Genomic DNA, 14,728 nt, shown 5'->3' with positions numbered 1-14,728 from the left:
AACGTCGCCGGCGGCTCTGCAAACGGCAGTGGCAATGCCGGCGCAAGCTCCATGGCAGGCGGTGGGCTGAATACCGCGGCGGCCGCAGGCCAAGCCGGCGACGTAGGCCGTGGTGTCGGCGGGACCGTGCGCAACACCGCCAACTCCGCGGTCCAGTCGACCCGTCGCACCGCGAATTCGGTCGGCAGCGCGGTGAACGGGATCAACGCAAGCGGCAATGCCGGCGCCGCGGTCAGCGGTCACGCGGCTACGCAGACCCACTCCGCGAGCGATCGCGGGCATCGCCAGAACCAGGCGCCTCCCTCATCGGGCAGCGAGCAGCCATAACCACATCAAAGGTCGCACAATCGTCTACACACTTACCCCCGGAAGCGATTCCGGGGGAGATTTTTGGAGTGCCGCCCGAACCCGCTCGCAAGAGATTTCTGCAAGAGATGACGCGCCCACTCTGGAATGAAGCCATCACACGCGCATGGAATCAGTGCAGCCGTGCGCCACCAGGCCCGCATTCGAAACCACGAACGGCGTCAGGTAATTCAGCGCCAACTTGGCCACGAGGTGCGCGTTGATCACGCCGTGCAGCAGCTCGTCGCCGTGGTTGAACAGGTTCAGCCAGGTACCGACCACGAACGCGATCAGCAACGTGCGTTTCAGCTGTACGGGCGCGAACACCGTGCAGGCAAGTTTTCAGGGTCGCGATCATCGCGCGAGGATAGCGGTGCGCGCGGCACGGCCCCGCAATGGCTTGCCGCTTTGGCGCCCCTGGACTTCCCGCGGCGTGCAAAACGAAGCCCCCGATCAGGGGGGCTTCGTGCGCCTGGTTGAAGTTCTCCGACGGTCAGGCGAGGCGCGCCTGCTTCCTGCGCGAGCGCCATGTCAGGCCGCCTATCAGCAGCAGGCCAAGGCCCATCAATTCGATTTCGCCGGGCTCAGGCACGGACACCTCGAGAGGATTGCCGACGATGGCATGGATGGTTGAGCCGGTGAGGTAGGTCGTGTCGGTCGGATCGAACACGTTGAACTCTATTTCGTAGTCGCCCGATTGATTGGGGTCGTAGCTTTTGCCGAAGGCTGTGCTCCAGAACGAAAAGCCGAGATTGCCCGAGTTGCTGACGACGTAGGGAACCGCGTTGGTATTCCACGCATTGGTCCCGCCCGAGCCGTCGGTGCCGTTGAAGAAAAACTCCTCGGTCGCCACCCAGAAACTGCTGACATTCCCCCCAATGGTTGCAAAATCGGTCCCTGCCGAGGGATCGAAATCCACCTTCAACTGCAGGTAAAAATCGGTTATTCCGTCGCTGCCCGGATCAAACTGATAGTCGTATTCGAGGTTCGGTTTCGAAGGACTTGTCGACGAATAACCGGGATCGATGTAGTAGTCATTGCCGGTTTGGCTGTTGGCCTCGCCGGTATCGCGATCGCGGGCCTTGAGCGAAACGTAAATGGTGTTGCTGGAGTCGTTGGCGATGTCGGTATAACTGTTCTGGGTGAAGTTGTCGATGGGAATGCCGCTACCGGCAATCATGTCGCCCTGGACGCCGTCGTAAACCTGAAGGCTGCTGGTGGTTTGCGTCGCCGAAGCAACGCCTGCAACGGCAATGACCAGGGCCCCGGCAAGGGCGGCGGCAATCGTTGAAGCTTTCATGGAGAGTCTCCTAATGGGTTGCGATTGACAGCCCAGGAGCGCGCGCCCATGGGGATCACGGGGTCGAACAGCTGGTGGCGTATCCCCATGCACACGCTCTCGATCACCGGACTTCCTGTCCCAACCCTTGCGCATCGATGCGCCCGTGAGTCGCTGGGTGCTTGCCTCTTCAAAGGCAAGTTTGCGAAGCATCCCTCATGCCAAATCAGATTAGTTTGTTTTTCAATATCTTGCTTGCAACGTCATTGGTCCACACCCCCAAAAGTGTAATTTTTTTCGACACAACCGCGGATCGATCAAGGGATACGGGTACCGAAGGTGCAGCGCCTTGACGTCTCCCGCGCAATGGTCTGCGCGGGAGTTGCCGCTCGCATCCGCCTACACGTTCGTCCGGAAACCGGCCCTGGAGTGGGCGCCTGCGTGGCACGCAAAAAACCCACGATTGTCCGAGGGACTCCGGCTTGTAACACTCGATGCAACGCGGGACGAACCCTCATCGGCCGACGACGCGCTCAGTCCAAGCTGGGCCCCAATCGTCCGCATGATGCCGGACGGTCGCAATCTTCCAGCGATGGCGCATCCGCGCGTGAAATCTCGTCGACAAAAAAAGCCCCGCGATTGCTCGCGGGGCCTTGCTTTGTCGCTTTGGACTTCGCTTCTGCGGCAGCACACGGATGTGCTGCCGTGACCGGGCGCGAAAGCAGGGAGGCTTTCGCGCCCGAGCCATCAGAAGTCCATGCCGCCCATGCCACCCATGCCGCCCATGCCACCGCCGGCACCGCCGCCGTGGTTGTGCTCTTCCTTCTTGGGCGCTTCGCCGATCATCGCTTCCGTGGTGATCATGAGGCCGGCGATCGATGCCGCGTTCTGCAGCGCCGAACGCGTGACCTTGGTCGGATCGAGGATGCCCATCTCGACCATGTCGCCGTACTCGCCGGTCGCGGCGTTGTAGCCGTAGTTGCCCTTGCCTTCGGCGATCTTGTTCAGCACCACCGACGGCTCTTCGCCGGCGTTGGAGACGATCGCACGCATCGGCGCCTCGAGCGCGCGACGGGTGATCGCGATGCCCAGGTCCTGCTCGTGGTTATCGCCCTTCAGGCCCTCAACCGCCTTCAGCGCGCGCAGCAGCGCCACGCCGCCGCCCGGGACCACGCCCTCTTCGACGGCTGCACGGGTGGCGTGCAGGGCGTCTTCGACGCGGGCCTTCTTTTCCTTCATCTCGACTTCGGTGGCGGCACCGACCTTGATGACGGCCACGCCGCCGGCCAGCTTGGCCACGCGCTCCTGCAGCTTCTCGCGGTCGTAGTCCGAGGAGGTCTCCTCGATCTGCGCCTTGATCTGGCCGATGCGCGACTGGATGCGCTCGGCTTCGCCGGCGCCGTCGATGATCGTGGTGTTTTCCTTGGTGATCACCACGCGCTTGGCGCGGCCCAGGTCGTTGATCGTGGCCTTCTCCAGCGACAGGCCCACTTCCTCGGAAATGACCTGGCCGTTGGTGAGGATCGCGATGTCTTCCAGGATCGCCTTGCGACGGTCACCGAAGCCCGGCGCCTTCACGGCGGCAACCTTGACGATGCCGCGGATGGTGTTGACCACCAGCGTGGCCAGCGCCTCGCCTTCCACTTCCTCGGCCACGATCACCAGCGGCTTGCCGGCCTTGGCGACGGCCTCGAGCACGGGCAGCAGCTCGCGCACGTTTGAGACCTTCTTGTCGTGGATCAGGATGTACGGGTCGTCCATCTCCACCTGCTGGCTCTGCTGGTTGTTGATGAAGTACGGCGACAGGTAGCCGCGGTCGAACTGCATGCCCTCGACCACGTCCAGCTCGTTCTCCAGGCCCGAGCCTTCCTCGACCGTGATCACGCCTTCCTTGCCGACCTTCTTCATCGCGGTGGCAATGATGTCGCCGATGTTGGAATCGGAGTTGGCCGAGATGGTGCCGACCTGGGCGATCGCCTTGTCGTCAGCGGTGGGCTTGGACAGCTTCTTCAGCTCGCCGACGGCGGCGATCACCGCCTTGTCGATGCCGCGCTTGAGGTCCATCGGGTTGATCCCGGCGGCCACAGCCTTGAGGCCTTCCTGGATGAACGCCTGCGCCAGCACGGTGGCGGTGGTGGTGCCGTCACCGGCCACGTCGGAGGTCTTGGAAGCGGCTTCCTTGACGATCTGCGCGCCGATGTTCTCGTACTTGTCGGCCAGCTCGATCTCCTTGGCGACGGAAACACCGTCCTTGGTGATCGTGGGGGCGCCGAAGCTCTTCTCGAGCACGACGTTGCGGCCCTTGGGACCGAGGGTGACCTTGACCGCATTGGCCAGGGTGTTCACGCCCTTGAGGATGCGCGAGCGGGCGTCTTCGCCGAAGCGGACTTCTTTAGCTGCCATAAAATTTTTGCCTCAAAAATTTGAATAGGAATGGGACTTTCTTGCGAGGTGCTGCCAGAGGAAGCCACCGGCGACTGGCGTGCGCGCTTTTGATCCGCGCTCAGCCGGTCAGCCAGGAGCCCCAGCCGATCAACCCTCGATCACGGCCACGATGTCGTCTTCCTTCAGGAAGACCAGCTCTTCGCCGTCGATCTTGATTTCCTGGCCGGCGTACTTGCCGAACAGCACCACGTCGCCTTCCTTCAGCGACATCGGACGGACCTTGCCGTCGGTCATGATCAGGCCGGTGCCGGCGGCGACGACCTTGCCGCGGGTCGGCTTTTCGGTGGCGCTGTCAGGGATGACGATACCGCCGGCGGAGACGCGCTCCTCTTCCAGGCGCTTGACGATGACGCGGTCGTGCAGCGGACGAAGTTTGCTCATGGGTGGCTCCAGCTCAAAAGGATGGTTGACGAAAAACGGGACCCGAACCGGCGCCTTGTTAGCACTCGGTGCAGATGAGTGCCAATTCTAGCGCCGCACGTTGCCCGTGCAAGAGGTTCGTTGGGCTCCCACGCAAGTTGGGCTAGCACGTGCGCTTATCAAGAGCCGGGCCGGCATTGAGGTCCGCATGGGCACCGGAGCGGTGGCGCCGGGTGCGCCGTCAGGTCGCGGCTGCGGCAGACCGGCGGCGGGGCACGGTGCGCCATAATGCCGATCTGCCCGCCCCTCTGCCCATCCCCCGGGCGACCATGCTGGAGTCGTGATGCGATCGATGTCTGCCGGGCGCCATGCCGCCCGACTGCTGCTGGCCCTGGCCGCGCTGCTGATCGGTGCGCCCGTGCTGGCGCAGTCCACCCAGGACCTGCTGCCGGTTACCGAAGCCTACAAGCTGTCCGCCGACCCGGCCGAACCGGGGGTGCTCAAGCTGCACTGGACGATCGCGCCGGACTACTACCTGTACCGCGGAAGGATGAAGTTCACCGGCGGCGAGGGAATCAGTCTCGGTGAAGCCCAACTGCCCGACGGCGAGAAACACCACGACGAGTACCTGGGCGACGTCGAGACCTACCACCACACGGTAGATGCCCGCATTCCCTACACGGCAGTCGCGGGCACCACCCGGCTGACCCTGGCCGTGCAATACCAGGGCTGCCATGAGGTGGATCCGAAGATCTGCTATCCGCCGCACACCGAGAAGCTCGACCTTGCGCTGCCGGCCGGCGCAGCCGCGGCCCCCGCGGCAGCTGCAGACGCCGGCTTCGGCGCCACCTTGCAGGCGCTCGGCGGAAACCGCGGCGCTGGCGCGGCGGGCGATGCGCTGCCGGCGGAGCAGGCATTCCGCTTCGAGGCGCTCGCCACCGCCCGCGACCGGCTGCTGCTGCGCTGGAGCATGCCCAAGGGTTATTACCTGTATCGCGACCAGACCACGCTGAAGGTGGTCGATGCGCCGGCCCTCCAGCTGACGCCGGCGTGGCCGCCGGGCACCGCCCATCACGACGAACACTATGGCGACGTCACCGTGTACTTCGATCAGGTGGAAGTGCCGGTCGGCGTCAACGGCGATCTCGGCAGCCGTCGGCAGCTGACGCTGCAGGCCAGCTTCCAGGGCTGCCAGCAAGGTGGCATCTGCTATCCGGTGATGAGCCGTTCCGTCACGGTGACCATGGGCAGCGAGGTTGCCGCCGGCGGTAGTGGCAAGGACGCGGCGACGCCGCCCGCCGCGAAGGACCCCGCCCCAGAGCCGGCGATGAGCCTGTGGTGGGCATTGCTGCTGGCCTTGGGTGGCGGTCTCGTGCTGAACCTGATGCCCTGCGTGCTGCCGGTGCTGTCGATCAAGGCGGTCAGCGTGCTGGAGAGCGGCGAGAGCCCGGCCCGCGCGCGCAGCCATGCGCTGATGTACACCGCCGGCGTGCTCGCGAGCTTTGCGATCATCGGGGTGGCGATCGTGGCGCTGCGTTCGGCCGGCCACGCGCTGGGCTGGGGGGCACAGCTGCAGCAACCGCTGGTGGTGGCGGCGCTGGCCTGCATCATGTTCGCGGTCGGCCTGTCGATGTCCGGCGTGGTGCAGTTCGGCGCCTCGCTCGGCAACACCGGCGCGGCGCTGGCCAACCGCTCCGGCCCGGCCGGCGATTTCTTCACCGGCGTGCTGGCCGTGGTGGTGGCAAGTCCCTGCACGGCGCCGTTCATGGGCAGCGCCCTGGCGTATGCCTTCGCGGCGCCCGTGGCCTATGCGCTGGCGGTGTTCCTGATGCTTGGGCTGGGTCTCTCGCTGCCGTTCCTGCTGGTCGGCTTCGTGCCGTCGCTGGCACGGCGGCTGCCGCGCCCCGGGGCATGGATGGAAACGCTCAAGCAGGTGCTGGCGTTCCCGATGTATCTCACCGCCGTTTGGCTGGCCTGGGTACTGGCGCAGCAGCGCGGGGCCGACGCGATCGGGCTGCTGCTGGTGGCGATGGTGCTGCTGGCGATGACGCTGTGGTGGTTCGAGCGCAGTCGCCACCGCGGGCTGGCCAGCAAACTGCTGGTGCTGGTGCTGCTGGTGCTGACCGCGGTGCCGCTGTTCTATCTCGGCAAGGTGCAGCGACCGACCGCCGCGGCGGCCGCGACGCCGGGCGTGGTGGCCTACACGCCGGCGCGGCTGGCCGAGCTGCGCCAGGCCGGTACGCCGGTGTTCGTGGACATGACCGCCGACTGGTGCGTCACCTGCAAGGCCAACGAGCACGCCGTACTCGACACCGAGGCCTTCCGGGCACTGCTGGCGAAGACCGGGGCGGTCTACATGAAGGGCGACTGGACCGACGTGAACCCGACCATCGCCGCGTTCCTGCAGCAGTACCACTCCCCCGGCGTGCCGCTGTATGTCGTCTTTCCCAAGGGCGGTGGCGAGGGGCGTCAGTTGCCCACGGTGCTGACCCGCGGCCTCGTCGAACGCGCCCTGCTGGACGCCAGCCGCTGATGTTCGGCCGATCGACCTGGGCGATCCTGGCGCTGGCCGTGCTGGCCGCTGCGCTCGGTGGCTGGCTGCAGCACCGCAGCCGGCTGGCGCACGCGCCCGACGGGGTGCCGGCGATCGCGATCGGCGCGCCGGCCCCCGACGTCATCCTCAGCGATACCGTCGGCGGCATGCACCGGTTGTCCGACTACCGCGGCCATCGCGTGCTGGTGAACTTCTGGGCCAGCTGGTGTGGCCCCTGCCTGGACGAGATGCCCGCACTGGATCGCGCCGCCACCGAACATCCGCAGGCGATCGTGCTGGGCATCGCCATGGACGAACCGGGCCGGGTACGGACATTCCTGCGCGCGCACCCGGTCGCCTATCCGGTCTGGCTGGGCAGCCTCGCGCCGCCCAGCACCTCGCTGCGCCTGGGCAACACCAGCGAGGTACTGCCCTACAGCGTGCTATTGGACCGTCAGGGCCGCGTGCTGGCGAGCCGGCGCGGCCCGCTCGACGCCGATACCCTCAAGCGCTGGCTGGACCCGGCGGGCCCGGGTTGAGTCGCCCGGCCAGCTACATACGTCCGCGCACGGTTTAACGCGCACTTCTCCGCCAAACATCGCCGATCTACGCCGAACTGGACAAGGCGCGCCTGCCCGCGCACACTGCACCGCTTCCGGATCCGTCCGGCCTCCGCATAGGCATCCGCATGGCAAAGATCCTGGCCCTGCATGGCCCCAACCTCAATCTGCTGGGCGTGCGCGAGCCGGAGATCTACGGGCGCGAGACGCTGGCGGACATCAACAGCGGCCTGGCCGAGCAGGCCCAGTCGGCCGGGCACGAACTGAGCTGGTACCAGTCCAATGCCGAGCACGAACTGATCGGGCGCATCCATCAGGCGCGCGACGACCAGACCGCGCTGATCCTGTTCAACCCCGGCGCCTTCACCCACACCAGCATCGCCCTGCGCGACGCCCTCGCCGCGGTGGCAATCCCGTTCATCGAGGTGCACCTGTCCAACGTGCACGCGCGCGAGCCGTTCCGCCGGCACTCCTACCTGGCCGACATCGCCATGGGCGTGATCTGCGGTTTCGGCAGCGACAGCTACCGACTGGCGCTGGACGCCGCGGTACGGCAGCTGGCCCGACCCGAAGTCTGACCTTTTCCGCATGCGGACGGCCGCGAGGCCCCCGTTGGCGATTCTTTCCCGCCGCTCGCAGCGGCAGTCTTTCAAGAAGGTTTGTCCCATGGACCTGCGCAAGATCAAGAAACTCATCGACCTGCTCGAGGAGTCCAACCTGGCCGAACTGGAGATCAAGGAAGGCGAGGAAGTCGTACGCCTCTCGCGCGTGCCCAAGGGCAGCGTGGCGGTCGCGCCGCCGGCTCCGGTGGCGGCGCCTGTCGCGGTGGCCGCCGCGCCTGTGGCAGCTGCCCCCGCCGAGGCTCCGGCCGCCGACGCGCTGCCGGAAGGCCACGTAGTGAAGGCGCCGATGGTGGGCACGTTCTACGCCTCGTCCACCCCGGGCGCGGCGGCGTTCGTCAAGGTCGGCCAGCAGGTCAAGGCCGGCGAGACGCTGGGCATCATCGAGGCGATGAAGATGTTCAACCAGATCGAGGCCGACGTGGCCGGTACGGTCAAGGCCATCCTGGTCGAGAACGGCCAGCCGGTCGAGTTCGACGAGCCCATGTTCGTGATCGGCTGAGCGACGTGCCCATGCTAGAGAAAGTCGTCATCGCCAACCGCGGCGAAATCGCCCTGCGCGTGCTGCGCGCCTGCCACAGTCTGGGCATCAAGACCGTGGCGGTGCACTCCACCGTGGACCGCAACCTCAAGCACGTCGGCCTGGCCGACGAGTCGGTGTGCATCGGCCCCGGCCCGTCCACCGACAGCTACCTCAACATCCCGCGCATCATCGCCGCGGCCGAGATCACCGACGCCCAGGCGATCCATCCGGGCTACGGGTTCCTTTCCGAGCGAGCCGACTTCGCCGAACAGGTGGAGCAGTCCGGCTTCATCTTCATCGGCCCCACCGCCGACGTGATCCGCCTGATGGGCGACAAGGTCGAGGCGATCAAGGCGATGAAGGCCGCCGGCGTGCCGTGCGTGCCCGGCTCCGGCGGCCCTCTGGGCGAAGACAACGACGAGAACATCCGCATCGCCCGCGAGATCGGCTATCCGGTGATCATCAAGGCGGCCGGCGGCGGCGGCGGGCGCGGCATGCGCGTGGTGCGCACCGAGGCGCACCTGGCCAATGCCATCACCATGACCAAGCAGGAGGCCAAAGCTGCCTTCGGCAACGACATGGTGTACATGGAGAAATTCCTGGAGAACCCGCGCCACGTGGAGATCCAGGTGCTGGCCGATGGCCAGGGAAACGCCATTCACCTGGGCGAGCGCGACTGCTCGATGCAGCGCCGCCACCAGAAGGTGGTGGAAGAAGCACCGGCGCCGGGCATCACGCCCGAGCTACGCGCCGAGATCGGCAAGGTCTGCGTGGATGCCTGCATCCGCATCGGCTACCGCGGCGCCGGCACCTTCGAGTTCCTGTTCGAGAACGGGCGCTTCTACTTCATCGAGATGAACACCCGCATCCAGGTGGAGCATCCGGTGACCGAGCTGATCACCGGCGTCGACCTGGTCCGCGAGCAGCTGCTGATCGCCGGCGGCGAGAAGCTGTCGATCCGCCAGGAAGACATCAAGATCACCGGCCACGCGATCGAGTGCCGCATCAACGCCGAGGACCCGGACAGCTTCATGCCCAGCCCCGGCACCGTGAAGCGTTTCGAGGCGCCGGGTGGCCCGGGCGTACGCGTGGACACCCACCTGTACGACGGCTACCGCATCCCGCCGAACTACGACTCGATGATCGGCAAGCTGATCGTGCACGGCCGCGACCGCGCCACCGCCATCGCGCGCATGCGCCTGGCGCTGGCCGAGACGGTGATCGAAGGGGTCAAGTGCAACATCCCGCTGCAGCAGCGGATCATGGCCGACGTCGGTTTCCAGCAGGGTGGCCAGAACATCCACTACCTGGAAAAGCGCATGGCCGAGCAGAAGGGCCATCCGCCCGCCTCGGACCACTGAGCGGCGCCACCGTTCGACTGGAACATCCGGGGCGGGCGCCATGGCGCCCGCCTCGCGTTTGTCCCGCCCATCGTCTCCATTGCTTCCCCGCTTCCGCAGGCTGGATCCGCCGCATGCCCTTCCTCGAACTCTCCCTCGTCGTGCGCCTCGAGCAGCAACCCAGCGTGGAAGATGCGCTGGAGGAACTGGGCGCACTCTCGATCACGCTGCGCGACGCCGACGCGGAAACGCCGGACGAGCAGGCCATCTTCGAGCCGGGGGTGGGTGAGCTGCCGCTGTGGTCCACGATCACCCTCAATGCGCTGTTCGACGCCGGCGCGGACCGTCGTGGACTGAGCGAGGCGCTTGGCGAGTTTCTGCCATGGCTGGAGCCGGACCAGCTCAGCTTTGCCGAGGTCGCCGACCAGGACTGGGAGCGGGCATGGATGGACCAGTTCCACCCGATGCCGTTCGGGCGCCGCTTGTGGATCTACCCGTGGAATATCGAGCCGCCGGCCGACGAAGAGCTCGTGGTCGTGCGGCTGGACCCGGGGCTGGCCTTCGGCAGCGGCACCCATCCCACCACCGCCCTGTGCCTGGAGTGGCTGGACGGTCTGGAGCTGGCCGGTCGCGCCGTAACCGACTTCGGCTGCGGCTCGGGCATCCTCGCCATCGCCGCGCTCAAGCTGGGCGCCGCCCACGCGGTGGGTGTGGACAACGACCCGCAGGCGCTGACCGCCTCGATCGACAATGCGCAGCGCAATGACGTGGCCGAACGGTTGACGGTGTCGCTGCCACAGGATTTCGACAGCGCGCCCGCGGACGTGTTCGTGGCCAACATACTGGCCGGCCCGCTCGGCGAGCTGGCGCCCACCTTCGCCGCGGCGGCGCGGCCGGGCGCACCGTTCGCGATCTCCGGGATTCTGGACGGCCAGCAGGACGAGCTGCTGGCCCGCTACGGGGAGTGGTTCGAGCAGCTGCGCGTGGACGCCCGCGACGGCTGGATCCGCATCAGCGGGCTTCGCCGCTGACGCCGGCGGGCGATGGCATGCGCACGAACGGCAACCGCCCCGCCGACGCAGAGGTCGCCAAGCGCAGGACGCCACACTAGGCTTACCCGCATCCAGCCAATGCGCGACCGCTTTTCGCATGTACACCCAGTGTCCCGAGTGCCTCACCGTGTTTTCGCTCGACGCCGATGCCCTGGCGCCGGCGGGCGGTCACGTGCAATGCGGCCACTGCGACCAGGTGTTCGACGCGCTCGCCTGCCTGGTGGCGCAACTGCCACCCGAACCGTTCACCCGCCTCGCGCCGCCGGTCGCGGCTGGTTCGCCGCCGCGGCTGGAGCTGGCCGTGTACCGGCCGCGACCGGAGCCGGCAGCCGTGGTCGGCGTCGATGCACCGGCCACCCCGTCGGGCGATGATTTCGGCAATCTCGTATTCACCCCGCGCTTTGCCCGTGGCGGCCGCGCCGCGCGCTCGGGCGAGCGCGGCTCTCGTCGCGACACCGGCGAGCGGCGCTGGCCGTGGGTGCTGGTGTGCCTGGCGCTTGCCGCCACACTCGGAGCGCAGCTGGCCTGGGCGCAACGCAACGTGCTGCTGGCCGACCCCGATACCGGCCCTTGGCTGCGCCAGGCATGCAGCGCGCTCGGTTGCCGGCTGCCGCTGGTCTCCCGCGTCGATCAGCTGCGGCTGATCGCGCGCGATGTCGAAGCGCACCCGAGCGTTCCGGGCGCGCTGATGATCAGCGCCACCGTGCGCAACGAGGCGCCGTTCACGCAGCCCTACCCCGTGGTCAGCCTGGTGCTGGCCGACGCCCAGGGCCGGCGCGTGGCGATGCGCCGCCTGCGCCCGTCGGAGTACCTGGACGACAACGAAAGCCTGCGCGCAGGGATGGCACCGGGCGCGACCACGGCGCTGGTGCTGGAGGTCGAAGATCCGGGCAACAAAGCGGTCGCGTTCGAGTTCGGCTTCGAATAGTCAAGCCGGTCGCGCACTTAATTTTGTGCGTCGGCGCGGGTACACTCAGCCCCTTCGCGCATCCGACCGCCCGGTCGGCGATGCTCGCCGCCGAAGCGGCAATAGCCATAACCAGCGCGACGACCGAAGCAGTCGCCGCCTCAGGACGTGAGGGATATGTCAGTGAACGCCGTCAGACTGCCTGTGTACGAGGCCAGCAGGGAGACTTCGTCGCAGAGCGCGCTGAGCGAGTGCGTCAGCCGCACCGTGCGCCGCTATCTGGCTGACATCGGCGACACCGCGTGCACCGAGGGTCTGCACGCGCTGGTCATCCGCGAGGTCGAAGGCCCGCTGCTGCGCGAGGTGATGGCGTTCCACGAGGGCAACCAGAGCCGCGCGGCCACCGCGCTGGGCATCAACCGCGCCACGCTGCGCAAGAAGCTGTCGCAGCACGGCCTGCTCTGACCGCCGGCCATCGCCAGCTGCCGTGACGCCGGGGCCCGCGAGGGCCCTTTTTCATTTGGACGTCCAGACGGCCGGTTCGCCACGACCGGCCGGAGCCCGTCGGCCGCCGCTTCTCGGCTATAATCGCCGGTTTCCAACGCCCGGAAGCCGCCATGCCCGCCCCCGCCGTCACGCCCGTTCGCCGCGCCCTGCTCAGCGTCTCCGACAAGAACGGCCTGCTCGACCTGGGCAAGCGCCTCGCGGCGGCCGGCGTGCAGCTGCTTTCCACCGGCGGCACCGCCCGGGCACTGCGCGAGGCCGGCGTCGCGGTAACCGACGTCAGCGAGCTCACCGGCTTCCCCGAGATCATGGACGGGCGCGTCAAGACGCTGCACCCGAAGGTGCACGGCGCCCTGCTCGGCCGTCGCGGCACCGACGATGCGGTGATGGCCGAGCTCGGCATCGCGCCGATCGACCTGCTGGTGCTGAACCTGTATCCGTTCGAGGCCACCGTGGCAAAGCCCGGCTGCACGCTGGAAGACGCGATCGAGAACATCGACATCGGCGGCCCGGCGATGCTGCGTTCGGCAGCGAAGAACTGGAACGACGTCGGCGTGCTCACCGACCCCGCGCAGTACGACGAGGCTATCGCCGAGATCGAACAGCACGGCGGCCTCACCCGTGCCACCCGCTTCAAGCTCTCCGTCGCCGCGTTCAACAACGTGGCCAACTACGACGGCGCGATCAGCGACTACCTCTCGGGCCTCAAGCTCGATGATGCGCACGAGGCGATCGCCGGCCACGAGGTGTTCCCCGCGCAGAGCAACGGCCGCTTCGTCAAGGTGATGGATCTGCGCTACGGCGAGAATCCGCACCAGAGCGCCGCGTTCTACCGCGACCTGTACCCGCACGCCGGCACGCTGGCCACGTTCAAGCAGCTGCAGGGCAAGGAACTGTCGTTCAACAACATCGCCGACGCCGACGCCGCTTGGGAATGCGTGCGCAGCTTCGTCAAGCCCGCCTGCGTGATCGTCAAGCACGCCAACCCCTGCGGCGTGGCGGTGAGCCTTGAGGGCGTCGGCACCGCGTATGACCTGGCCTACCAGACCGACCCGACCTCGGCCTTTGGCGGCATCATCGCCTTCAACCGCGAGTGCGACGGCGCCACCGCGCAGGCGATCGTGGCGCGCCAGTTCGTCGAGGTGGTGCTGGCGCCGTCCTACAGCGACGACGCGCTCAAGGCCTTCGCCAAGAAGGGTAACGTGCGCGTGCTGGAAATCCCGGTGCCGCCGGGCACCGACCTGCTCGCCGCGCACCCGGGCAACAACGTCAAGCGGGTCGGTTCGGGCCTTCTGATCCAGACCGCCGACACCGGCATGGTGAAGGCCGAGGACCTCAAGGTGGTCACCCAGGTGGCGCCGACGCCGCAGCAGATCGATGACCTGATCTTCGCCTGGAAGGTGGCCAAGTTCGTCAAGTCCAACGCCATCGTCTACGCGCACAACCGCCAGACCATCGGCATCGGCGCCGGCCAGATGAGCCGCGTCTACAGCGCGAAGATCGCCGGCATCAAGGCCGCCGACGAGAAGCTCGAGGTGCGCGGCTCGGTGATGGCCAGCGACGCGTTCTTCCCGTTCCGCGACGGCATCGACGCCGCCGCCGCGGCGGGCATCAGCGCGGTGATCCAGCCCGGCGGCTCGATGCGCGACGCCGAGGTGATCGCCGCCGCCGACGAGCACGGCATGGCGATGGTGTTCACCGGCATGCGCCACTTCCGCCACTGAGATCGCGTAGCCCTGTAGGAGCCCGCTGGCGGGCGATGCTCCTGCTTTGGCGAATCCCGAATCGGGGCTTTCAAGGCATCGCCCGCCAGCGGGCGCCTACACACCCCGTAGAAGTCGCGCGTGCCACGCTCGAGCCAAGTCCGGGGACATGGCCATGCGTTACGAACTGTATTACTGGACCGGCATCCAGGGCCGCGGCGAGTTCGTGCGGCTGGCGCTGGAAGACGCCGGCGCCAGCTACGTCGACGTGGCCCGCGAGGAGGGCGACGACGCCATCGTGCGCTACCTCGACGGCGTGCACGAGGGTGCGCTGCCGTTCGCGCCGCCGTTCCTCAAGGCCGGCCGCCTGCTGATTGCGCACACCGCGAACATCCTGCAGTACCTCGGGCCGCCGCTCGGCCTGGTGCCGGAAAGCGAGAGCCGGCGGCTGTATGCGCACCAGCTGCAGCTGACCATCACCGACCTGGTCGCCGAAGTGCACGACTCGCACCATCCGATCGCCAGCAGCCTGTATTACGAGGACCAGCGCGTGGAGG

The 14,728-nt window shown here is 67.3% G+C and carries 14 protein-coding genes and 1 pseudogene; 11 read left to right on the top strand and 4 right to left on the bottom strand.

The window, feature by feature from the left end:
- Positions 1–327: pseudogene (locus VFG40_RS14515) on the top strand (hypothetical protein); the annotation flags it as partial.
- A gap of 135 nt (positions 328–462) precedes the next feature.
- On the opposite strand, the gene nrtS reads toward VFG40_RS14515, so the two are convergent.
- The 4 genes from nrtS to VFG40_RS14495 all read right to left on the bottom strand — a co-directional run bounded on the left by nrtS (position 463) and on the right by VFG40_RS14495 (position 4,450).
- The gene (gene nrtS / locus VFG40_RS14510; RefSeq protein WP_324898739.1) at positions 463–672 is read right to left on the bottom strand and encodes a nitrate/nitrite transporter NrtS; all 210 of its coding nucleotides are present in this window, start codon (positions 670–672) and stop codon (positions 463–465) included.
- 166 nt (positions 673–838) lie between these two features.
- On the bottom strand, positions 839–1,645 hold the full coding sequence (locus VFG40_RS14505; protein ID WP_324898737.1) for a hypothetical protein: 807 nt from the start codon (positions 1,643–1,645) through the stop codon (positions 839–841).
- A gap of 726 nt (positions 1,646–2,371) precedes the next feature.
- A complete protein-coding gene (gene groL / locus VFG40_RS14500; RefSeq protein ID WP_324898735.1) occupies positions 2,372–4,027 on the bottom strand; it encodes a chaperonin GroEL in 1,656 nt (551 codons plus the stop codon).
- A 129-nt stretch (positions 4,028–4,156) separates the two neighbouring features.
- Positions 4,157–4,450, bottom strand: a complete 294-nt coding sequence (locus VFG40_RS14495; RefSeq protein WP_324898733.1) for a co-chaperone GroES — start codon at positions 4,448–4,450, stop codon at positions 4,157–4,159.
- A 331-nt stretch (positions 4,451–4,781) separates the two neighbouring features.
- Here VFG40_RS14495 and VFG40_RS14490 point away from each other — a divergent pair, with 331 nt between their 5' ends.
- From VFG40_RS14490 to VFG40_RS14445, 10 genes are all read left to right on the top strand, one after another.
- Complete coding sequence (locus tag VFG40_RS14490; protein ID WP_414649307.1) at positions 4,782–6,962, top strand: protein-disulfide reductase DsbD family protein; 2,181 nt, start codon at positions 4,782–4,784, stop codon at positions 6,960–6,962.
- Complete coding sequence (locus VFG40_RS14485; RefSeq protein WP_324898729.1) at positions 6,962–7,501, top strand: TlpA family protein disulfide reductase; 540 nt, start codon at positions 6,962–6,964, stop codon at positions 7,499–7,501. The genes VFG40_RS14490 and VFG40_RS14485 overlap by 1 nt, the downstream gene beginning before the upstream one ends.
- A gap of 149 nt (positions 7,502–7,650) precedes the next feature.
- Positions 7,651–8,100, top strand: coding sequence for a type II 3-dehydroquinate dehydratase (gene aroQ / locus VFG40_RS14480; protein ID WP_324898727.1), 450 nt, complete (start codon positions 7,651–7,653; stop codon positions 8,098–8,100).
- 88 nt (positions 8,101–8,188) lie between these two features.
- Positions 8,189–8,644 (top strand): acetyl-CoA carboxylase biotin carboxyl carrier protein, encoded by a 456-nt coding sequence (accB, locus tag VFG40_RS14475; protein ID WP_324898725.1) that lies wholly within the window; start codon positions 8,189–8,191, stop codon positions 8,642–8,644.
- An 11-nt stretch (positions 8,645–8,655) separates the two neighbouring features.
- Positions 8,656–10,026, top strand: a complete 1,371-nt coding sequence (gene accC / locus VFG40_RS14470; RefSeq protein WP_324898723.1) for an acetyl-CoA carboxylase biotin carboxylase subunit — start codon at positions 8,656–8,658, stop codon at positions 10,024–10,026.
- A 113-nt stretch (positions 10,027–10,139) separates the two neighbouring features.
- A complete protein-coding gene (prmA, locus tag VFG40_RS14465) occupies positions 10,140–11,036 on the top strand; it encodes a 50S ribosomal protein L11 methyltransferase (protein ID WP_324898721.1) in 897 nt (298 codons plus the stop codon).
- A 118-nt stretch (positions 11,037–11,154) separates the two neighbouring features.
- A complete protein-coding gene (locus VFG40_RS14460) occupies positions 11,155–11,985 on the top strand; it encodes a zinc-ribbon and DUF3426 domain-containing protein (RefSeq protein WP_324898720.1) in 831 nt (276 codons plus the stop codon).
- 156 nt (positions 11,986–12,141) lie between these two features.
- Complete coding sequence (locus VFG40_RS14455; RefSeq protein WP_324898718.1) at positions 12,142–12,429, top strand: helix-turn-helix domain-containing protein; 288 nt, start codon at positions 12,142–12,144, stop codon at positions 12,427–12,429.
- 152 nt (positions 12,430–12,581) lie between these two features.
- Entirely contained in the window at positions 12,582–14,192 is a 1,611-nt protein-coding gene (purH, locus tag VFG40_RS14450) for a bifunctional phosphoribosylaminoimidazolecarboxamide formyltransferase/IMP cyclohydrolase (RefSeq protein ID WP_324898716.1), read from the top strand.
- Positions 14,193–14,346: 154 nt separating this feature from the next.
- A partial coding sequence (locus VFG40_RS14445; protein ID WP_525931243.1) for a thioredoxin domain-containing protein occupies positions 14,347–14,728 on the top strand: 382 nt, incomplete at its 3' end.

Origin of the sequence: Dyella sp. (genome assembly GCF_035685805.1) — a bacterium.
In the GTDB taxonomy this organism is placed as follows: domain Bacteria; phylum Pseudomonadota; class Gammaproteobacteria; order Xanthomonadales; family Rhodanobacteraceae; genus Dyella_A.
This window is presented reverse-complemented; position numbering and strand designations above follow the sequence as displayed.